At 69.3% G+C, this 19,856-nt stretch carries 18 protein-coding genes; 10 read left to right on the forward strand and 8 right to left on the reverse strand.

Features of this window, described 5'->3' with window-relative positions; all coding sequences use genetic code 11:
- Positions 1-13 precede the first annotated feature (13 nt).
- Positions 14-472, reverse strand: a complete 459-nt coding sequence (locus LHP98_RS11215) for a GatB/YqeY domain-containing protein (protein ID WP_227252628.1) — start codon at positions 470-472, stop codon at positions 14-16.
- A 175-nt stretch (positions 473-647) separates the two neighbouring features.
- Here LHP98_RS11215 and carA point away from each other — a divergent pair, with 175 nt between their 5' ends.
- Positions 648-1,802: a glutamine-hydrolyzing carbamoyl-phosphate synthase small subunit gene (carA, locus tag LHP98_RS11220; protein ID WP_227252629.1), complete on the forward strand. Its 1,155-nt coding sequence runs from the start codon at positions 648-650 to the stop codon at positions 1,800-1,802.
- A gap of 261 nt (positions 1,803-2,063) precedes the next feature.
- Positions 2,064-3,761 (forward strand): glycosyltransferase, encoded by a 1,698-nt coding sequence (locus LHP98_RS11225; RefSeq protein WP_264473763.1) that lies wholly within the window; start codon positions 2,064-2,066, stop codon positions 3,759-3,761.
- A gap of 84 nt (positions 3,762-3,845) precedes the next feature.
- Here LHP98_RS11225 and LHP98_RS11230 read toward each other — a convergent pair whose 3' ends face one another.
- The gene (locus LHP98_RS11230; protein WP_227252932.1) at positions 3,846-4,481 is read right to left on the reverse strand and encodes a GntR family transcriptional regulator; all 636 of its coding nucleotides are present in this window, start codon (positions 4,479-4,481) and stop codon (positions 3,846-3,848) included.
- Positions 4,482-4,580: 99 nt separating this feature from the next.
- Here LHP98_RS11230 and LHP98_RS11235 point away from each other — a divergent pair, with 99 nt between their 5' ends.
- From LHP98_RS11235 to LHP98_RS11250, 4 genes are all read left to right on the forward strand, one after another.
- A complete protein-coding gene (locus LHP98_RS11235; protein ID WP_227252631.1) occupies positions 4,581-5,231 on the forward strand; it encodes a pyrimidine 5'-nucleotidase in 651 nt (216 codons plus the stop codon).
- 128 nt (positions 5,232-5,359) lie between these two features.
- On the forward strand, positions 5,360-5,575 hold the full coding sequence (locus LHP98_RS11240) for a hypothetical protein (protein ID WP_227252632.1): 216 nt from the start codon (positions 5,360-5,362) through the stop codon (positions 5,573-5,575).
- Positions 5,576-5,662: 87 nt separating this feature from the next.
- On the forward strand, positions 5,663-6,862 hold the full coding sequence (locus tag LHP98_RS11245; protein WP_227252633.1) for a UbiH/UbiF family hydroxylase: 1,200 nt from the start codon (positions 5,663-5,665) through the stop codon (positions 6,860-6,862).
- A gap of 67 nt (positions 6,863-6,929) precedes the next feature.
- Positions 6,930-8,303 (forward strand): aldehyde dehydrogenase family protein, encoded by a 1,374-nt coding sequence (locus LHP98_RS11250; RefSeq protein ID WP_227252634.1) that lies wholly within the window; start codon positions 6,930-6,932, stop codon positions 8,301-8,303.
- A gap of 92 nt (positions 8,304-8,395) precedes the next feature.
- On the opposite strand, the gene ilvC is transcribed toward LHP98_RS11250, so the two are convergent.
- Positions 8,396-9,418 (reverse strand): ketol-acid reductoisomerase, encoded by a 1,023-nt coding sequence (ilvC, locus tag LHP98_RS11255; protein ID WP_227252635.1) that lies wholly within the window; start codon positions 9,416-9,418, stop codon positions 8,396-8,398.
- Positions 9,419-9,546: 128 nt separating this feature from the next.
- On the opposite strand from ilvC, the gene LHP98_RS11260 reads away from it, so the two are divergent.
- From LHP98_RS11260 to LHP98_RS11275, 4 genes are all read left to right on the forward strand, one after another.
- Positions 9,547-10,005, forward strand: coding sequence for an Lrp/AsnC family transcriptional regulator (locus LHP98_RS11260; protein ID WP_227252636.1), 459 nt, complete (start codon positions 9,547-9,549; stop codon positions 10,003-10,005).
- An 8-nt stretch (positions 10,006-10,013) separates the two neighbouring features.
- A complete protein-coding gene (locus tag LHP98_RS11265) occupies positions 10,014-10,478 on the forward strand; it encodes an Lrp/AsnC family transcriptional regulator (RefSeq protein ID WP_227252933.1) in 465 nt (154 codons plus the stop codon).
- 60 nt (positions 10,479-10,538) lie between these two features.
- Complete coding sequence (locus LHP98_RS11270; RefSeq protein WP_227252637.1) at positions 10,539-11,642, forward strand: mandelate racemase/muconate lactonizing enzyme family protein; 1,104 nt, start codon at positions 10,539-10,541, stop codon at positions 11,640-11,642.
- Positions 11,643-11,723: 81 nt separating this feature from the next.
- Complete coding sequence (locus LHP98_RS11275; protein ID WP_227252638.1) at positions 11,724-12,848, forward strand: aminotransferase class V-fold PLP-dependent enzyme; 1,125 nt, start codon at positions 11,724-11,726, stop codon at positions 12,846-12,848.
- 84 nt (positions 12,849-12,932) lie between these two features.
- Here LHP98_RS11275 and glmM read toward each other — a convergent pair whose 3' ends face one another.
- The 5 genes from glmM to LHP98_RS11300 form a co-directional block, all read right to left on the reverse strand.
- Positions 12,933-14,276 carry a phosphoglucosamine mutase gene (gene glmM / locus LHP98_RS11280; RefSeq protein ID WP_227252639.1) on the reverse strand — a complete coding sequence of 448 codons (1,344 nt, stop codon included), beginning with the start codon at positions 14,274-14,276 and terminating at the stop codon, positions 12,933-12,935.
- Positions 14,273-15,277, reverse strand: a complete 1,005-nt coding sequence (folP, locus tag LHP98_RS11285; protein ID WP_227252640.1) for a dihydropteroate synthase — start codon at positions 15,275-15,277, stop codon at positions 14,273-14,275. Before folP ends, glmM begins: the two co-directional genes overlap by 4 nt.
- Before the next feature lie 46 nt (positions 15,278-15,323).
- Positions 15,324-16,217, reverse strand: a complete 894-nt coding sequence (locus LHP98_RS11290) for a dihydroneopterin aldolase (protein WP_227252641.1) — start codon at positions 16,215-16,217, stop codon at positions 15,324-15,326.
- Positions 16,218-16,360: 143 nt separating this feature from the next.
- A complete protein-coding gene (locus tag LHP98_RS11295) occupies positions 16,361-17,098 on the reverse strand; it encodes a cell wall hydrolase (RefSeq protein WP_227252642.1) in 738 nt (245 codons plus the stop codon).
- A gap of 204 nt (positions 17,099-17,302) precedes the next feature.
- The gene (locus tag LHP98_RS11300; RefSeq protein WP_227252643.1) at positions 17,303-19,852 is read right to left on the reverse strand and encodes a putative PEP-binding protein; all 2,550 of its coding nucleotides are present in this window, start codon (positions 19,850-19,852) and stop codon (positions 17,303-17,305) included.
- Positions 19,853-19,856: the final 4 nt, after the last annotated feature.

The raw sequence follows: 19,856 nt of genomic DNA on the forward strand, positions 1-19,856 counted from the left end.
GCCCGGATCGGCCCTAGCCGAAGCGCGCCTTGACCAGCGCGCCGACGGCGCCGAAATCCATCTGGCCGGCGTGGCGGGCCTTCAGCGCCGCCATCACCTTGCCGACATCGCGGATGCTGGCGGCGCCGGTCTCGGCCATCGCGGCCTCGACGGCGGCGGCGACCTCGTCCGCACTCATCTGCCGGGGCAGGAATTCGTGGATCACCACGATTTCCGCCAGTTCCTTTTCCGCCAGTTCCAGCCGGCCACCCTCTTCATAGGCGCGGGCCGATTCCTGGCGCTGCTTGACCATCTTGCCCATGATCGCGGTGATGTCGGCATCCGACACCATCTCGGGGCCGCCATCGCCGCGGCTGGCGATGTCGCGATCCTTGATCGCGGCATTGATCAGCCGCAGGGTCGACAGCCGGTCGGCCTGCCGTTCCTTCATCGCCTCTTTCAGCGCCGTCTGCAGACGGTCCCGCAAAGACATCTGGCCTTGCCCCCTGGTTTCCCGCTGCCCACGTTATCGGATGCCGATTCCCGGCGCAACCCGGCGTCGCGGCCCAACCCCTTGTCAAAAAACGAAATTCCTTTTCCGCCAATGGCTTGACCCTGCCGCGCCCCGCCTTTAGGTTCGCGCCCATCCAGCACCCGGAGGATCGCCCATGCCTGCGCCGCAGAACGCCACCGCCTGCCTTGCGCTTGCCGACGGCACGCTGTTCTACGGCCAGGGCTTCGGCGCCGTGGGCGAGACGGTGGCGGAACTGGTGTTCAACACGGCGATGACCGGCTACCAGGAAATCATGACCGACCCCAGCTATGCGGGCCAGGTGGTGACCTTCACCTTCCCGCATATCGGCAATGTGGGCGTCACCCCCGAGGATGACGAGACCGCCACCCCCGCTGCCGCCGGCATGGTGGTCAAGTGGGACCCGACCGAGCCGTCGAACTGGCGCGCCACGGGCGAATTGACCGACTGGCTGGCAAGGATCGGGCGCATCGGCATGGGCGGCGTCGACACCCGCCGGCTGACCCGCGCCATCCGCCAGCAGGGCGCGCCGCATGTCGCGCTGGCGCATGACCCGGCAGGAAGGTTCGACATCGAGCGTCTGGTCGCCAAGGCCCGCGCCTGGAAGGGCCTTGTCGGCCTGGACCTGGCCAGGGACGTCACCTGCGCGCAGTCCTACACCTGGGACGAGATGCGCTGGGCCTGGCCGCAGGGCTATGCCCGCCGCACCGAGCCGGGGTTCAGGGTCGTCGCGGTGGATTACGGCGCCAAGCGCAACATCCTGCGCTGCCTGGCATCGGCGGGTTGCGACGTGACCGTGCTGCCCGCCACCGCCACCGCCGAGGAGGTGCTGGCGCACCGGCCGGACGGGGTGTTCCTGTCGAACGGCCCCGGCGACCCGGCCGCCACCGGCGAATATGCGGTGCCGATGATCCAGGGCGTGCTGAAGGCCGACCTGCCGCTGTTCGGCATCTGCCTCGGCCACCAGATGCTGGCGCTGGCGCTGGGCGCCCGCACCCGCAAGATGAACCACGGCCACCACGGCGCCAACCACCCGGTCAAGGACCTGACCACCGGCAAGGTCGAGATCACCAGCATGAACCACGGCTTCACCGTGGATGCCGACACCCTGCCCAAGGGCGTGGTGGAAACCCATGTCAGCCTGTTCGACGGCACCAACTGCGGCATCGCCATGACCGGCCGGCCGGTCTTCAGCGTGCAGTACCACCCCGAGGCCAGCCCCGGCCCGCAGGACAGCTATTACCTGTTCGAGCGCTTTGCCGCCGCCATGCAGGCCCGCCGCGCCGCCTGATCCGGGCGCCGCGTTAAGCTTCGATTAACGCGCTGTTAACCTTCCGGTCGCATGCTGGCGCGTCAGGATTGGACGGTGACGGCGGTGCATGCTCCAGACCCTTTCCGGCGGGCCGCCCGCCCGGCTGATCCCGGCCTTGCCTCTGGGGCCGCATGCGCACGCAGGGCGGCGAAATTTCACTTCGCCCTGCTGCGCGAGGGCCTGCTGAAACCCGAAGACCTGGCGCATGCCCTGACCTTTGGCGAAGGCCGGTCCGACCGCATGCTGCCGCGCGGCGCGGTGGCCGAAGACCGGCTGCTGGAAGCCGCCTCGCGCCACTTTGCCGTCGCCGAAGTCGATCCGCTGGCGCCGCTGCCCGACCCGGCCCTGATCGACCGCGTCGGCGCGCAGGATTGCCTGCGCTACGGCCTGGTGCCCTGGCGCAGGGCCGGCTCGGCCACCGTCGTGGTGACCGCGCGGCCGGACACCTTCGACCGCCTGCGCCCGATGCTTGAGGCGCGGCTTGGCCCGGTGTTGATGGCGCTGGCGCCGATCTCGCGGATCGAACAGGCGATCCATGCCCGTCGCGGCGCCCGGCTGGCGCAGATTGCCGAACAGCGCGTGACCGCCGCCGAAAGCTGCCGCAACTGGAGCCAGATCGAAGCCCTGCCCTGGGTCGTGTCAGGCCTGCTGCTGGCCGCCGCCCTGCTGTACTCGGCGCCATTGCTGGTGTTCCGCCTGGCGCTGGCGGCGGCGGTGATCTCGCTGGTCCTGTCGATGGCGCTGAAGATCGCCGCCGCCGTGGCCGCCCTGCGCCCTGCCCCGCCCGAGCCGCCGGCGCCGATCCTGGCCCAGTTGCCGCAGGTGTCCGTCATCGTGGCCCTGTACCGCGAAAGCGACATCGCGCCCCGGCTGGTGCGCCGGCTGTCGCGGCTGGACTACCCGCGCGACCGGCTGGACGTGATCCTTGCGGTCGAGGCCGACGATGCCCGCACCCGCGAGGCATTGGCCAGCGCCGACCTGCCGCCCTGGATGCGGGTGGTGGTGGTGCCGGCGGGCCAGGTCCGCACCAAGCCGCGGGCGCTGGACCTGGCGCTGGACCATTGCCGCGGGTCGATCATCGGCATCTACGATGCCGAGGACGCACCCGAGCCGGACCAGATCCGCAAGGTGGTGGACCGCTTCCACCGCCGCGGCCCCGATGTGGCCTGCCTGCAGGGCGTGCTGGATTATTACAACCCGCGCACCAACTGGCTGTCGCGCTGCTTTACCATCGAATACGCCAACTGGTTCCGGCTGATGCTGCCGGGTGTGGCGCGGCTGGGCCTGGTCGTGCCGCTGGGCGGCACCACGCTGTTCTTCCGCCGTGCCGTGCTGGAGGAGCTGGGCGCCTGGGACGCCCACAACGTGACCGAGGACGCCGATCTGGGCGTGCGCCTGGTGCGCCACGGCTACCGGACCGAGGTGCTGGACACCGTCACCGGCGAAGAGGCGAACTGCCGGGTGCTGCCCTGGATCAAGCAGCGCTCGCGCTGGATCAAGGGCTACATGCTGACCTGGGCGGTCCACATGCGCTCACCGCTCTTGCTGTGGCGGCAACTGGGGGCCTGGCGCTTTGCCGGGTTTCAGGTGATGTTCCTGGGCACCATCCTGCAGTTCCTGCTGGCGCCGGTCCTGTGGTCGTTCTGGGCGGTGCCGCTGGGCCTGGGGCATCCGCTGGGGCAGGTGCTGACGCCCGTCGGCACGCAGGTGCTGATCTCGGTCTTCCTGCTGACCGAAGCCGTCAACGCCGGCCTTGCCCTGATCGCGTTGCGCCGCAGCCGCCACCAGCTGTCGCCGCTGTGGATCTTCACTCTGGCCGCCTATTTCCCGCTGGCCGCCTTTGCCGCCTACAAGGGGTTGTGGGAAACCCTGCGCCGGCCGTTCTACTGGGACAAGACCCACCACGGCCTGTTCGACGCCGCCGATCTGCCGGGCTGACCGCGCCAGGAGGACAGGCCGGCGGCCTTGCCCGTTGGGCGGCTTTGGCGGATCAGTGCCGGATCGGTGCCGATCCGTGCCGGTTCAGCGCAGCTTGATCTCGCCGGCATCGACTCGCAGCCGGGTCTCGAAGGCACGGCTGATGTGGGTCTTCAGCGCCTGATAGGCCGCATCGCCGTCACCCGCCGCGATCGCCGCGACGATCTGCTCATGCTCCTGGATGGCCGCCTCGTCGCGCCCCTCGGCGGCAAAGGAGGTGTTGGCCATCAGCGCCATCGAGCGGTGCACCAGGTCCAGCTGCTGCACCAGAAAGCGGTTGTGGCTGGCCAGGTGAATCAGCTTGTGGAACCGCTTGTTGGCCCGGCTCAGCGCCCGCGGGTCGCCGCCGACCAGAGCGCGATCCTCGGCCACCATGCTTTGCAGCACCCGGATCTCTTCTTCGGTCGCCTGGCGCGCCGCCAGCCGGGCGGCCAGGCCCTCCAACTCGCTGCGCACCGCATAAAGCTCGGCCAACTGGTTGTGGTCCAGCGAGGCGACGATCAGGCTGCGCCCGTCGCGCGTCAGCATCGCCTGGGTTTCCAGCCGCTGCAGCGCCTCGCGAACCGGCGTGCGGCTGACCCCCAGCCGCTCGGCCAGCTCGCTTTCGACCAGCCGGTCGCCCGGCTTGTAGGTTCCCGCCTCAATCGCCTCAAGGATCAGCGTATAGGCATCTTTCTGCACCAAGATCGGCCCCTTCCGTCCCCCGCTGCGCACCCTACCCCCCGGCCCCGGCCCGATCAACCCTTCCCAAGGCCACCGCGCCGGCCTAGAACCGAAGCCATGCCACGCGCCGAATTCCACCACGTCGAGACCTGGGTGTTCGACCTCGACAACACGCTTTACCCGCCTCAGATGCGGCTGTTCGACCAGATCGAGCGGCGGATGACCGACTGGGTGATGACCCGCCTGAACGTCAGCCGCGACCGGGCCGACCACCTGCGCCGGCACTACTGGGCGCTGTATGGCACCACCCTGGCCGGGCTGATGCACGAACATGCCATCGAGCCCGGCGACTATCTGGCCGCGGTGCACGACATCGACTTCTCGGCGCTGACGCCCGACCCGGACCTGGCCGCCGCCATCGCCGCCCTGCCCGGCCGCCGCATCGTCTATACCAATGCCGACACGCCATATGCCCACAAGGTGCTGGCCGCCCGCGGCCTGAGCGGCCTGTTCGACGCGGTCTATGGCGTGGAACATGCCGGCTACCGCCCGAAACCCCAGCGCGAGGCCTTCGAGACGGTATTCGCCCAGGACGGCCTGACCCCGACCCGCGCCGCGATGTTCGAGGACGATGCCCGCAACCTGGCCGCTCCGCATGCGATAGGCCTGCGCACCGTCCATGTCGCCCCGGCGGCCGAGCCGGCGCCGCACATCCACCACCATACCAGCGACCTTGCCGCGTTCCTTTGGCCGTTGGCCCGGCGCTGAGCCGACCGTCACGACGGGCGGTGACGGGCGGTGACGGGCGGTGAAAAAAATGCCGCACTGCGGCAAATCGCCACTTCCGCCGGTCGCGAAAAGCGATATGTGAACCTCACGAAACAGAGGACACTGTCATGACCCTTGCCGCCGACATCGACCCGCCCCACGCCGCCCCGTCGCATCACGACACCGACACGTCCGGCGCCGAGATGGTGTTCTGGGCCCTGCCGACCGTGCTTCTGGCGCTGGTGCTGGGCGTCAAGACCTGGGGCCTGGTGGCACTGACGCTGCCGGCGCTGGTGATGGTGGCGGTGATGTTCGTGATCATCATCTGGATCACCCTGCCCTGACCTGCCGACCGACTGCATCGCCTGTCCGGGCGATCTGCGCTCTGGCGCCCGCCCGGCCCAGCCCCTAGGTTGGCCGCGGAGGCCCCGATGACCCGTGAATCCACCGATATCCTGATTTCCGGCGGCGGCCCCGCCGGCCTGACCGCCGCGGCCGCCTTCGGTTCGGCCGGGTTCTCGGTGATCTGCGTCGATCCCGCCCCGCCGGTGACCGAGGCCGATGCCGAAGGCGCCGACCTGCGCACCACCGCCTTCCTGCACCCCTCGCGCGCGGTGCTGCAGGCCGCGGGCCTGTGGGACCGGCTGGAACCCCAGGCCGCGGCGCTGCAGGTGATGCGCATCGTCGATGCCGGCGGCCCCACGGCGGAGCCTCGCATCGTCAAGGACTTTGACGCCGCCGACATCTCGGACGAACCGTTCGGCTGGAACTTCCCCAACTGGCTCTTGCGGCGCGAGATGGTCGCCCGGCTGGCCGACCTGCCCACCGTGTCCTTCCGCCCCGGCCTTGCCGCCACCGGCCTGTTCACCCGCCAGACCGAGGCCCGGGTGACCCTGTCCGACGGCAGCACTGTCGCCGCGCGGATGGTGATTGCCGCCGATGGCCGCGCTTCCACCATCCGCCAGGCCCTTGGCATCGGCGTCCGCACCCTGCGCTATGGCCAGAAGGCGCTGGCCTTCGCCGTCACCCACCCGGTCCCGCACCAGAACGTCTCGACCGAGATCCACCGCTCGGGCGGTCCCTTCACTCTGGTCCCCCTGCCCGACCGCGACGGCCAGCCCGCCTCGGCCGTGGTCTGGATGGAGACCGGCCCCGAGGTCGCCCGTCTGGCCGCCCTGCCGGTGCCCGAGTTCGAGGCCGCGATGAACGCCCGGTCGTGTCAGATCCTGGGGTCGCTGAAACTGGCCACCCGGCGCAGTGTCTGGCCGATCATCAGCCAGATCGCCGACCGCATGTCGGGCGAGCGCACCGCGCTGATGGCCGAGGCCGCGCATGTGGTGCCGCCGATCGGCGCGCAGGGGCTGAACATGTCGCTGGCCGACCTGGCCGTGCTGCTGGACCTGGCCGAGGCCGACCGCGGGGCCCTGGGCGAGGCGAAGATGCTGGACACCTACCACCGCCGCCGCCACCTTGAGGTGCAGGCCCGCGTCGCCGGGATCGACCTGTTGAACCGCGCGTCGATGATGGGCGGCCAGACCTTCCGCAACCTGCGCGCCGGCGCGCTGGACGCGATGTATTCCGTCGCGCCCGTCCGCCGCACCCTGATGCGCGCGGGACTGGGCGTGCGATAGCCAAACCCCGCCGCGCGACCCCGCGTCACGCTTGCGTGCGGCGCGCGCCGGGGCCAGCCTGCCCGGCATGGACGAGATTCTGCCCGACCTTGCCGCCCTGCGCCTTGCCTTGGCCGCCCGCCCCGCGGGGCTGCCGGTCAGCGAACGCCGCGCCGCGCTGGACCGGCTGCACGCCGCCGTCCGCGCCCGCGAGGCGCCGCTTGTCGCGGCCCTGAAGGCGGATTTCGGCAAGGGCGCGGTCGAGGTCCGGCTGACCGAACTGCTGCCCCTTTATCAGGAGCTGCGCCTTGCCCGCCGCCGCCTGCGCGCCTGGGCGCGCGGCCGGCGCGTGTGGCCCGACCTGGTGATGCTGGGCACCTCGGCCCGCGTCATCCCGGAACCGAAAGGGCTGTGCCTGATCTTCGGGCCGTCGAACTATCCCTTCATGCTGACCCTTGGCCCCTTGGTCTCGGCCATCGCGGCGGGCAACCGGGTCGTCGTGAAGCCCTCGGAACTGACGCCGCACACCGCCGCCCTGCTGGCCGATCTCATCGCCGAGGCCTTTGCGCCCGACCACGTCGCCGTGGCGCAGGGCGGGCCGGAGACCGCGCAGGCGCTGCTGGCGCAGCCCTTCGACCACGTCTTCTTCACCGGCAGCACCGGGATCGGCAAGCAGGTCATGGCCGCCGCCGCGCCGCACCTGGCCAGCGTGACGCTGGAGCTGGGCGGGAAAAGCCCGGTGATCGTCGGCCCCGGCGCCGACATCGCCAAGGCCGCGCGGATGGTCGCCTGGGGCAAGCTGTCGAACGGCGGACAGGCCTGCGTGGCGCCCGATCACCTGTATCTCGCCGCCAGCATCGCCGCCCCCTTCCTGACCGCGCTGACGGCCGAACTTGCCCGCATGGCGCCCGACATGGCCGGCTCGATCACGCCGCGCCACGCCGCCCGCATGCAGGCGCTGCTGGACGACGCCGCCGCAAAGGGCGCCCGCCTTCTGCCGGCGGGCCAGCAACCGCCCGGCGCGGTGCAGCCCATTGTCCTGACCGGAACCACCGCCGGCATGGCCGTGATGCAGGAGGAAATCTTCGGCCCCCTCCTGCCGGTGATCGAGTACGACGACCTGAACCCGGTCATCGCCACCCTCAACGCCGGGCCGAAACCGCTGACACTCTATGTCTTCGACCGCGATCCGGCCTTCATCGACCGCATCCGCAGGGAAACCCGCTCCGGCTCGGTCGCGGTCAATCTGACCATGGCGCATTTTGCCCATCCGAACCTGCCCTTCGGCGGCATCGGCGCCAGCGGCCAGGGCGCCGCGCACGGCCATGCGGGCTTTCTCGCCTTCAGTCACGACAAGCCGGTGGTGGTGAACCGCTTCTCGGCGCTGCCGCTGCTGATGCCCCCGGTCACCGGACGGGTGCGCTGGATGGCGGGCGCGCTGCTGGCCTGGATACGGCGCTGAGGCGAAGACCCCGCGCAGTTTCGGCAAGCCAAAGGGCCGGACGGTTTTCCCCCCGGCCCCGATTTTTCGTCGAAAAATCGGTCGCTTCGCGATCAGTTGCGCGACTTGTCGACCATCTTGCCCTTGGAAATCCAGGGCATCATGGCGCGCAGCTTCTCGCCCACCTTCTCGATCTGGTGTTCGTCGTTGATGCGGCGGGTGGCCTTGAAGAACGGCTGGCCGACGGCGTTTTCGGTCATGAAGTCGCGCACGAACTTGCCGGTCTGGATGTCGCGCAGCACCGCCTTCATGCGGGCCTTGGTTTCATCGTAGGGCAGGATGCGCGGGCCGCTGACGTATTCGCCGTACTCGGCGGTGTTCGAGATCGAGTAGTTCATGTTGGCGATGCCGCCTTCGTAGATCAGGTCGACGATCAGCTTCACTTCGTGCAGGCACTCGAAATAGGCCATTTCCGGCTCGTATCCGGCCTCGACCAGCGTCTCGAACCCCATGCGGATCAGTTCCACGAGGCCGCCGCACAGCACCGCCTGTTCGCCGAACAGGTCGGTTTCGCATTCCTGGCGGAAGTTGGTCTCGATGATGCCGGAGCGGCCGCCACCGATGCCCGAGCAGTAGGACAGCGCCAGTTCCATCGCCTTGCCGCTGGCGTCCTGGTGCACGGCCACCAGACAGGGCACGCCGCCGCCCTTGACGTATTCGCCGCGGACGGTGTGGCCGGGGCCCTTCGGCGCCATCATGATCACGTCGACGCCTTTCTTCGGCTCGATCAGGCCGAAGTGCACGTTCAGGCCGTGGGCGAAGGCGATGGCGGCGCCTTCACGCAGGTTGTCGTGCACGTATTTGCGATAGGTCTCGGCCTGCAATTCGTCGGGCATGGTGAACATGATCAGGTCGGCCCACTTGGCCGCCTCGGCGATGCCCATGACCTTGAGGCCTTCGGCTTCGGCCTTCTTGGCGGAAGGCGAGCCTTCGCGCAGGGCGATGACCAGGTTCTTGGCGCCGCTGTCGCGTAGGTTCAGCGCGTGGGCGTGGCCCTGGCTGCCGTAGCCCAGGATGGCCACCCGTCTGTCCTTGACCAGGTTCACGTCGCAGTCGCGGTCATAGTAAACGCGCATTTCGCGTCTCCTTTGCTGATGGATGGCGGGACCCTAAGCCCTTTCCGCAGGCGAACCGTGCAATATTTGACGGGATGCGAGTTTTCGACGAAAATTCGTTCTCTCTTGCAGCCGAAAGTGAAAAATTCATGCAGATGGACGAGACGGACCGCCGCATCCTGCGATACTGGCTGGCCGAGCCCGCGATGGACCGTGCGGCACTTGCGCTGCGCGCAGGCGTCACGCCGGCAACGCTCTGGCGCCGGATCGAACGCCTGCGCGAGAGCGGGGTCCTGCGCGCCGAGACCGCCGCAATCGACTGGCGCGCGCTGGGCTATGCGGTCGAGGTTTCGCTCCGCTTCACGCTGGACAAGACCGACCCGCGCGCCTTTGACCAGTTCATCGCCGCCGCGCGGGAGGTGCCCGAGGTGATCGGCATCGAGACCTTCCTGGGGCGTGTCGATGTGCGGCTGAATGTGATCGCCCGCGACATGGGCCACTGGGCGCAGGTCTACCGCGAGCGCATCCTGGCGCTGCCGCACATCGCCGAGGTCGAGGCGCTGATGCTGGTCTCGACCATCAAGGACAGCGGGGGGCTGCCGCTGTGACCGCCGGCGTGATCGACCTCGACGACATCGACCGCGGCCTCCTCAGGGCGCTGGCGCAGGATGGCACCCTGTCGGCGGGAGAGTTGGGCCGGCGGCTGGGCCTGTCGCAGCCCGCCGCCTGGCGCAGGGTGCGGCGGCTGGAGGAGGCCGGCATCCTGGCCGGGCGCCGGCTGGAGGTGGACCGCGAAAAGCTGGGCTTCGGCGTCACCGTGTTTCTGGGGGTGAAGCTGGCCACCAAGGGCCGGGTCAGCCTTGAGGATTTCGAGCGCGCCGCCACCGCCATCCCCGAGGTGCAGGTGGTGCAGCATGTGCTGGGTCTGTTCGACTATCGCCTGCGGGTCGTGGCCCGCGACCTGGTCGATTTCGAGCGTGTGTTGCGCCGGCGGATCATGACCCTGCCCGGGGTGGGGAACGTCGAGGCCAACGTGCTCTTGACCGAAGAGCGGCGACCGGGTCCCTTGGGGCAGCCGTAAGGGCGGGGGCCAGCCCCCGCACCCCCGGGATATTTGTGGACAGATGAAAGCAGGCGCGGAATGAAGATCGCAAAGCTGGAAACCTTCGGCACCGAGTTCGTGTGTTTCGTGAAGGCCACCGCCGATACCGGTGATACCGGCTGGGGGCAGCTTTCCACCTACAATGCCGACATTACGGCGCAGGTCTTCCACCGCCAGATCGCGCCACATGCCCTGGGCACCGATGCGCTGGACTTCGACGATACCCTGCGCCTGATCCAGGAGCGCGAGCACAAGTTCCCCGGCAGCTATCTGCGCCGGGCCATGACCGGGCTGGACACCGCGTTGTGGGACCTGCGCGGTCGGCTGGAAGGCAAGCCGGTTGTCGAGCTTTTGGGCGGCAGACCTGGACCGTTGCGCGCCTATGCGTCCTCGATGAAGCGCGACATCACGCCCGAAGACGAGGCGGCGCGGTTCTGCCGGCTGCGCGACGAGCAGGGCTTCACCGCCTTCAAGTGGCGCGTGGGCGCCGAATGCGGCCGCGACCGCGATGAATGGCCAGGGCGGACCGAGGCGGTGGTGCCGGTGGTCTCACGCGCGCTGGGCGAGGGCATCGACAAGCTGGTCGACGGCAATTCCTGCTATTCCCCCGCCCGCGCCATCGAAGTGGGGCGGATGCTGCAAGACCACGGCATCGGCCATTTCGAGGAGCCCTGCCCCTATTGGGAGGTCGAGCAGACCGCCGAGGTGCGCCGGGCGCTGTCGCTGGACGTGGCGGGGGGCGAGCAGGATTGCGAGCTGTCCAGCTGGCAGCTGATGATTCAGCACAAGGCGGTGGACATCCTGCAGCCCGACGTCATGTACATGGGCGGCCTCCACCGCACGCTGCAGGTGGCGCGGATGGGCCATGCCGCCGGGTTGCCGGTCACGCCGCATGCCGCCAACCTGTCGCTGGTGACCATGTGCACCATGCACCTGCTGAAGGCCCTGCCGAACGCCGGCAAATACCTCGAGCTGTCGATCGAGGGGCCGGACTACTACCCTTGGCAGGACGGGCTGTTCCTGGGCGATCCCTACCGGGTGGAGGGCGGCCACGTCACCGTGCCCGACGCGCCCGGCTGGGGGGTGGAGATCAACCCCGGCTGGCTGGAGCGCAGCACGCATCAGGTCAGCGAACGGGCCTGAGCCGCAGCGATCTTCGCGGCATCGCGGCCCTTGCGCATCCGCCGCAAGGGCCTAGGTTCACCGGCAACGAAGGAGATGCCCATGCCCGGACTGCACGCCCACATCGACCCCGACGGCCTTGAGGAATTCTCGGTCGTCTTCACCGACCGCTCGCTGAACCACATGTCGGCGCGGTTCCAAGGGGTGATGCGCGACGTGTCGGGGATGCTGCGCGAGGTCTACAAGGGCAGCGCCGTGGCGCTGGTGCCGGGCGGCGGCACCTATGCGATGGAGGCGGTAGCGCGGCAGTTCGGCCAGGGGCGCGCGCTGATCGTGCGCAATGGCTGGTTCTCCTACCGCTGGACGCAGATCTTCGAGGCCGGCGGGTTTGCCACCGAAACCCATGTCGCCATGGCTCGGCAGACCGGCAACGAGCCCCGCGCGCCCTTTGCCCCTGCCCCCATCGAGGAAGTGGTGGCGAAGATTCGCGAGACCCGTCCCGATGCCGTCTTTGCCCCGCATGTGGAAACCAGCGCCGGGATCATCCTGCCCGACGATTATATCGCCCAGCTTGCCGCCGCCGCGCATGAGGTGGGCGCCCTGATGGTGCTGGACTGCATCGCCTCGGGCTGCATCTGGGTCGACATGCAGACGACCGGCGTCGACGTGCTGATCAGCGCGCCGCAGAAGGGCTGGAGCGCCTCGCCCTCGGCCGGGGTGGTGGTCTTCAGCCCGCGTGCCGAGGCGCGGCTGGCCGAGACCACCTCGAACAGCTTTGCGCTGGACCTGAAGAAATGGCGCGCGATCATGGAGGCCTATGAAAAGGGCGGCCATGCCTATCACGCCACCATGCCGACCGATGCCATCGTCGGCTTCCGCGATGCCATGCTGGAAACGCAGGCGATGGGCTTCCAGGCCGCAAAGGAGGCGCAATGGGCGCTGGGGCGGGCGGTGCGGGCGATGCTGGCCGACAAGGGGGTGCAATCCGTTGCGGCCCCGGGCTTCCAGGCGCCGGGCGTGGTGGTCAGCTACACCGACGACACGGACGTGCAGTCGGGGGCGAAGTTCCGCGCCGAAGGCATGCAGATCGCCGCCGGGGTGCCCTTGCAGGTGGGCGAAGGCCCGGCGTTCAAGACCTTCCGGCTGGGGCTGTTCGGGCTGGACAAGATCGCCGATGTCGAGGCTACCGTGGCACGGCTGCGCCGCGCTGTCGACGCGGTGCTTTAGGATTTCGATCGGGCAACGATTTCCGACTGCGGAAATCGTGGACGGAATTCGACTTCGAATTCCGGTTCCCCCGGCCGCCGCCTGTCACACCGCGGCCAGAACCGCGCTGACGATCTCGTCGACGACTTCCTCCAGAAGCCCCGCGTCCTCGCATTCGGCCATGACCCGGATCAGCGGTTCGGTGCCCGACTTGCGGATCAGGATGCGGCCCTTGCCCTGCATCCGCGCCGCGTTGGCCTCGATCACCGCCTTGACCGCGGCCGCGTCCAGTGGCCTGGCCCCTTCGGCGAAGCGGACGTTCTTGAGCATCTGCGGCACCGTCTCGAACTGCCGCACCAGTTGCGACGCCGGCTGGCCCGTGCGCACCATCTCGGCCAGGAACTGCAACCCGGCCAGCAATCCGTCGCCGGTGGTGGCGTAGTCGGTCATCACGATGTGCCCCGACTGCTCGCCGCCCAGGTTCCAGCCGCCACGGCGCATGGCTTCCACCACATAGCGGTCGCCCACCGCCGTTCGTTCCAGCCGCAGTCCGCGGCCCTGAAGGAATCGCTCAAGGCCAAGGTTCGACATCACCGTCGCGACAAGTGTGCCGCCTTTCAGTCGCCCCTCCTCGGCCCAGCGCGCGGCCAGCATCGCCATGATCTGGTCGCCGTCGGCCACCTTGCCGTTCTCGTCCAGGATCATCACCCGGTCGGCGTCGCCGTCCAGCGCGATGCCGACATGGGCGCCGTGGGCCACCACGGCCTCGGCCGCGGTCCGGGTATGGGTGCTGCCGCAGGCGTCGTTGATGTTGGTGCCGTTCGGAGCGACGCCGATGGCAATCACTTCGGCGCCGAGTTCCCACAGCACCTCGGGCGCGGCCTTGTAGGCGGCGCCATTGGCGCAGTCGATCACCACCTTCAGCCCGTCCAGCCGCAAGCCGGTGGGGAAGCTGGTCTTGACGAATTCCTGATAGCGCCCGCGGCCATCCTCGATCCGCTTGGCGCGGCCGATGTTCTCGGCCTGCGCCAGCTTGATCTCGCCGGCCAGGGCCGCCTCGATCTCGGCCTCGGCCTCATCCGACAGCTTGAACCCGTCAGGCCCGAAGAACTTGATGCCGTTGTCCTGGTGCGGGTTGTGGGAGGCCGAGATCATCACGCCCACATCCGCGCGCATGCTGCGGGTCAGGAACCCCACCGCCGGGGTGGGCACCGGGCCGACCAAGAGCACGTTCATGCCGGTCGAGGTGAACCCCGCCGTCAGCGCGTTTTCCAGCATGTAGCCCGAAAGCCGGGTGTCCTTGCCGATCACCACCCGGTGCGCGGCACTGCCGTCGCGGCGGAAGTAGCGTCCCGCCGCCGCCCCCAGTTTCAGCGCCACCTCGGCGGTCATCGGGTAGCTGTTCGCCCGCCCCCGCACGCCATCGGTTCCAAACAGCTTCCGGCTCATGCCTCGCCTCCGTTTACCGCCTGCCACAACCGCAGCGCCTGCCGCGTTTCGGTCCCGTCATGCACCCGCACAATCTGCACGCCTTGCGCCACCCCGGCCAGCGCCACCGCGACCGAGCCGGGCATCCGCGCATCCGCCGCCTCGGCCCCGCCGATCACGCCGATGAAGCGCTTGCGGCTGGCGCCCAGCAGCACCGGGCAACCGAGGCCATGGAACAGCGACAGCCCGCGGATCAGCGCCAGATTATGCGCCACCGTCTTGCCAAAGCCGATGCCCGGATCAACCGCGATGCGGCTGCGGGGAATTCCCAAGGCCTCGGCCGCCGCCACCCGATCGGCCAACCCGTCAAAGACGTCCAGCAGCACATCGTCATAGCGCGGATCGGCCTGCATGGTTTCCGGCGTGCCCTGATGATGCATCAGCACCACCGGCACGCCCTGCGCCGCCGCCAGCGGCCCCAGGGCCGGATCATAGCTCAGCGCCGCCACGTCGTTGATGATGTCCGCGCCCGCCGCCAAAGCCGCCTTGGCCACCGCGGCCTTGCGGGTGTCGATGGAAATCGGCACCGCAACCCCCGCCGCGCGCAGGGCGGCGATCACCGGGGCGGTGCGGGCGATTTCCTCGTCCACCGGCACCGGCAAGGCCCCCGGCCGGGTGCTTTCGCCGCCGATGTCCAGAATGTCGGCCGCTTCGGCCATCGCCCGGGCCTGCGCCAGCGCGGCCTGCGGCGCCAGGAACCGGCCGCCGTCGGAAAAACTGTCGGGTGTCACGTTCAGGATGCCCATGATCCGCGGCCGGTCCATCGCCAGCCCGGCGAAATCGGCCCGCGGCGCGGCCAGCACGTCCAGCGCCGACCCGGCCTCGGCCGCCGGCACCACCTGCGGGGCGCGGCCACGCTCCAGCCGTTCCACCTGCGAAAACCACAAGGCCCCGCCCGCCAGCGGCACGGCCCCCCGGGGGCGGGACAGGTCGGATTGAACCAGCGGGCGCCAATAGATCATGCGGCGGGGTTACGCCCAACGCCCGCCTTCTGGCAAGGGGCAGCGGTCAGGCCCGCTCGACCGGAACGCGGCTTCCTGCCGGCAATGCAACAGGCCCGTGAACGACCAGCCCCGCCGCCGCCATCTGTTCGGCCAGCCACAGTGCCAGGGCCACCGGGTCGGTCGCCTTGGGCCCGTCCACCGCATCCAGCACGATCTTCGACGGCGCCCAGACCACGCTGCGGCCCCGCTTCACCGCCCAGTCGATCTCGGTCCGGCTTGACACCACCACGCAGCGCGGATCGCGCGCGGCCAGCGCCCAGGCGTTCTGCTCGATCGCCAGCAGATCGATCCGGCGCTGGGTCGGCTTGTGGCCAGTCACCGGGCGCGGCAGGTCGGGAAGGCCGACGCAAAAGATCATCGGCATCCCGCGCACGGCCAGGGCGTCGATCCGGGCCGACAGATCGGTCGCGGCGATCACGGCGTTGTCCAGAAAGACCACCAGCGGATGCACCGCCCCGCCTTCCACCCGCACCGGCACCTCGGCACGTGAACGGACGATTTCCACCCCCAGCGCATAGGGACCGATGTCCAGCTTTTCGATCCGCACGAAGGCGCGCATCGCCTGCGGCTCGGCCAGGATACGCTCGGCCACCCGCTCGGCCAGGGTTTCCAGCAGGTTCAGCCGCTGCGCCGCCAGTTCGTCGGCAATCGCCTCGGTGATCCGGTCGTAGGACAGGATGCGGTCGACGTCATCCTCCAGCGGCTGCGGCGCCGGGCAGACCTCGACCACCACGTTGAAGCGCAGCCGCTGCTTGGTGCCGCGTTCCTTCTGGAAGGCGCCGATTTCGGCCTCGACCACATGGTCGCGCAACGAGATCCGGTCGCGCGGGTCGGCCGGGGCGGTCGCCTCGGCCCGCTCTTCGGGGTGGGCAAAGGCAAGGCGCGTGTCGGTGGTCATCGGGCCCCCCAAGGCCGCAGCGGGTGCCCCCAGAACCTAGGGCCGCAGGGCGCCTTCGCCTTGCCTCAAGACGGCACCCGGCGCAAGGGCCGCGACATCAGCCCCCAGATCAACCCCGGATCAACCCCGGATCAGCCCCCAAATCAGCCGCGACGGGCGCCCGGCTGGCGATAGAACAGGTGGGCCCCGATCGAGGCGGTGTGGGCAAAGCGCTTGGACCAGCTCGGGCGCACGCCGCGGGTGTGAAAATGCGTCGCGCCCTCGGTCAGCGCGCGCGGCGCACCGTCCAGCATCACGCGGGCGATCCGGGCGGCGATTTCGCGCGCGCCGCGTTCGCGCATCTTGTCGGGCGACCCGTCGCAGACATAGCTGAACTGGCAGGCCCCGCCGCCGCGCTGGCGCACCACGCCGCAGACCGACGCCGGATACAACCCGCTGTCCACCCGGTTCAGGATGACCTCGGCGACCGCGAACTGGCCCTTCAGGGTCTCGCCGCGGGCCTCGAAGTAGATCGCCTCGGTCAGGCATTGCCAGCTTTCGTCGCCCTTCGGAGCGGGCAGCGACATCAGCCAGGCGGCCGAGTAATGCACCTCGGGCTGCAGCACGGGCTTCATCGCCTTCAGCCGCACCTTCGGCATCTTCGAAGCCGTCTCGGCCTTGGCCGGGATGGCCGCCTTCGGGCCGGTCGCGATGGCTGCCAGCGTGGCGCCCGACAGGCCCCTGAGCTGGCTTTTCTCGGTGCCGAGAAGCTGCCCGATCTCGCTGGCGATCACCGCCGTCGGGTTGTTCTTGTCGCTTCTCGAAACTTCCGCATGGGTGGCCCCGGCAAGGGCACAGGCCACCACGAGGGCGAGGCCCAGCTTCTTCCGCAAGCAGGTCATGTTGATATCCAGGTCCGTTTCCCCAGTGCCGGCGCGCCAATCAGGCCCGCCGTTCAGCAGCGACTGCCGGTTAGGCGAGAAGGCGCCCCCGGGTCCAGTGCTGTGGCAGAAAGGTCACGGAATTCCGGCCCGGATCGGCGGCTTATTGCCGAAAAACCTAATGTCTTTTCTTAGGAAGTGTCCGCAAAGACATGATCTTGTTTCTTAATTCTTGTTAAGCACAAGATCCTTCAGCGCCAGGTGGGCAGCGGCAAGCCGCGCCATCGGCACGCGGTAGGGGCTGCAAGACACGTAGTCGAAGCCGGCCTTGCGGCAGAAGGCAATCGATTCGGGGTTGCCGCCATGCTCGCCGCAGATCGACAACGTCAGGTCCTTTCGCGTCGCCCGCCCACGTTCGGCGCCCATCAGCAGCAACTCGCCCACCCCGTCGACGTCCAGAATGTGGAACGGGTCCTCGGGAAAGACGCCCTGCTGGACATAGGTGTTCATGAACCGTCCGGCGTCGTCGCGCGACAGGCCATAGGTCATCTGGGTCAGGTCGTTGGTGCCGAACGAAAGGAAGGCCGCGTGCTGGGCGATCTCGCCCGCCCGCAGCGCCGCGCGCGGGGTTTCCACCATCACCCCCAGCTTGTAGTCGAAATCCGCCTTGGCGCGAGTCCGCACCATCGCCGCCACCGCGTCGATCCGGGTCTTCACCAACTCGACCTCGCGCCGCGCGCTGACCAGCGGGATCATCACCTCGGGCACCACCGGCGCGCCGCGCCGGGCGCTTTCCAGCGTCGCCTCGAAAATCGCCTGGGCCTGCATGTCATAGATTTCCGGCAGCACGATGCCCAGCCGCACCCCGCGCATGCCCAGCATCGGGTTCACTTCCGACAGCGCCTCGGCGCGGCGGGTGACCTCGCTCAGCGGCCGGTCCAGCGCTTCGGCCAGATCGCGCAACCCCTCGCGGTCCGAGGGCAGGAATTCGTGCAGCGGCGGGTCGAACAGGCGGATGCAGACCGGCTTGCCTTCCATGATCTCGAACAGCTGCACGAAGTCGGCCCGCTGCATCGGCAACAGCCGCGCCAGCGCGGAAGCGCGGTCGCCCGGCGTGTCGGCGAAGATCATCTCGCGCATCACCACCAGGCGGTCTTCCTCGAAGAACATGTGCTCGGTCCGGCACAGGCCGATGCCCTCGGCCTCGAACTTGCGGGCGGTTTCGGCATCGGCCGGGGTATCCGCGTTGGCGCGGACGCCGATGTCGCGGACCTGGTCGGCCCAGCTGAGCAACAGCCGGAAGCTTTCGTCCAGCGCCGGCGGCAGCATTTCCGCAACGCCCGCCAGCGCCTCGCCCTTGGTGCCGTCGATGGTGACGATGTCGCCCTCGCGGAACACCCGCCCATCCGGCGCGGTCAGCTTCTTCTCGCGCGCGTCCAGCCGCATGTCGCTGGCGCCCACCACGCAGGGCAGGCCGAAGCCGCGGGCGATCACCGCGGCGTGGCTGGTCATGCCGCCGCGTTCGGTCAGCACGGCGGCAGCCGAGTGCATGCCGCGGATGTCTTCCGGCGCGGTTTCCCTGCGGACCAGGATGCAGGCCTCGCTCCGCGCCGCACTGGCCTGCGCCGCGTCCGAGGTGAACACCAGCTTGCCCGTCGCCGCGCCGGGGCTGGCGGCGATGCCGCGGGCGATCACGTCGCGCGGCCCGCGCGGATCAACCTGGTGGTGCAAGAGTTCCGACAGCGCGCGGGGTTCCACCCGCAGCACCGCCTCTTCCTTCGGGATCACGCCGTCTTCCGCCAGCGCCACCGCGATGCGCAGGCCGGCGCGCGCGCTGCGGGCGACCTTGACCGCGTCCAGCACCGAAAGCCGGCCGTCCTCGACGGTGAACTCGATCTGCATCTCCTCGCGCAGCCGCTCGCGGCAGACCGCGCCGTGTCGCACGAGGTCGGCGAAGATTTCCGGGGCGACGTCTTCCAGCGAGGGGCCGCGCGGGTCCTTGGTCAGGAACAAGGCCTCGCGGGCGGCCAGCGCGGCACGGCCCTGGCTTTGACCAAGATAGCGGCCGGTGATCCGGCGCTTGCCGGTGACGCTGTCGACGAACTGCATCACCCCCGAGCCGGACAGGCCCTGGCCGAAGCCCTGTGCCATGTCCTGCACGACCAGGCCAAGGGCCGCGTCGGCGGGCGCGCCCTTGGCGGCCCGCAGCAGCCGCGCCGAGGTGCCTTCCCAGGCGCGGGCCATGCTGCGCAACACTTCCGACAGCTGGCGGGCCGGCGCCTGCGGAAAGGGATCGTCGGTCTCGATTTCATACAGGCGCAGGACTTCGCGCAGGGCGCCGGGTCCGGGCTTGACGTCTTCGAACACATCGGGGTCAAGGCGCGCGACATGTATGGCGTAGCTTTGCACAAACCGAACATAAAGCGCATCCGCGGCCGTTTCGCCGTGGGTTTCCCGCAGGCGGGCGTGGCGGGCGTCGTTCAGGCCGATGTTCAGGATGGCATGGGGTCCGCCCCAGTCAGGGCTGGCCGGCGAGCAGCGGACCGAGACCAGCGGCCCGTCGCCGAAATGGTCCAGGATGCCTTCGGCATCGACGCCATGGCCGGCAGCGATGGCGCGCACGGTAAAGGCGGGCAACGAAACGGATTTCGGCACCGGCAGGCCCAGCCGCACCAGCCGCTGCAGGCACTTCGCCTGCCAGCCGTGCACCTCCGGCGACATGCTGGCGCCGGGCGTGATCTCGATGAACGCAGGAATCGGGTCGTGTTTCTGCACTGCA

It is taken from the genome of Rhodobacter sp. Har01, assembly GCF_020564565.1.
Lineage (GTDB): Bacteria > Pseudomonadota > Alphaproteobacteria > Rhodobacterales > Rhodobacteraceae > Pseudogemmobacter.

Bases quoted from the DNA above. Each gene is read 5' to 3' on its own strand.
- LHP98_RS11235 (WP_227252631.1), top strand. From the start codon at position 4,581: ATGCCACGCGCCGAATTCCACCACGTCGAGACCTGGGTGTTCGACCTC.
- LHP98_RS11270 (WP_227252637.1), top strand. From the start codon at position 10,539: ATGAAGATCGCAAAGCTGGAAACCTTCGGCACCGAGTTCGTGTGTTTC.
- folP (WP_227252640.1), bottom strand. From the start codon at position 15,277: ATGATCTATTGGCGCCCGCTGGTTCAATCCGACCTGTCCCGCCCCCGG.
- LHP98_RS11225 (WP_264473763.1), top strand. From the start codon at position 2,064: ATGCTGCCGCGCGGCGCGGTGGCCGAAGACCGGCTGCTGGAAGCCGCC.
- LHP98_RS11290 (WP_227252641.1), bottom strand. From the start codon at position 16,217: ATGACCACCGACACGCGCCTTGCCTTTGCCCACCCCGAAGAGCGGGCC.
- LHP98_RS11250 (WP_227252634.1), top strand. From the start codon at position 6,930: ATGGACGAGATTCTGCCCGACCTTGCCGCCCTGCGCCTTGCCTTGGCC.
- ilvC (WP_227252635.1), bottom strand. From the start codon at position 9,418: ATGCGCGTTTACTATGACCGCGACTGCGACGTGAACCTGGTCAAGGAC.
- glmM (WP_227252639.1), bottom strand. From the start codon at position 14,276: ATGAGCCGGAAGCTGTTTGGAACCGATGGCGTGCGGGGGCGGGCGAAC.
- carA (WP_227252629.1), top strand. From the start codon at position 648: ATGCCTGCGCCGCAGAACGCCACCGCCTGCCTTGCGCTTGCCGACGGC.
- LHP98_RS11215 (WP_227252628.1), bottom strand. From the start codon at position 472: ATGTCTTTGCGGGACCGTCTGCAGACGGCGCTGAAAGAGGCGATGAAG.
- LHP98_RS11260 (WP_227252636.1), top strand. From the start codon at position 9,547: ATGCAGATGGACGAGACGGACCGCCGCATCCTGCGATACTGGCTGGCC.
- LHP98_RS11295 (WP_227252642.1), bottom strand. From the start codon at position 17,098: ATGACCTGCTTGCGGAAGAAGCTGGGCCTCGCCCTCGTGGTGGCCTGT.
- LHP98_RS11275 (WP_227252638.1), top strand. From the start codon at position 11,724: ATGCCCGGACTGCACGCCCACATCGACCCCGACGGCCTTGAGGAATTC.
- LHP98_RS11240 (WP_227252632.1), top strand. From the start codon at position 5,360: ATGACCCTTGCCGCCGACATCGACCCGCCCCACGCCGCCCCGTCGCAT.
- LHP98_RS11245 (WP_227252633.1), top strand. From the start codon at position 5,663: ATGACCCGTGAATCCACCGATATCCTGATTTCCGGCGGCGGCCCCGCC.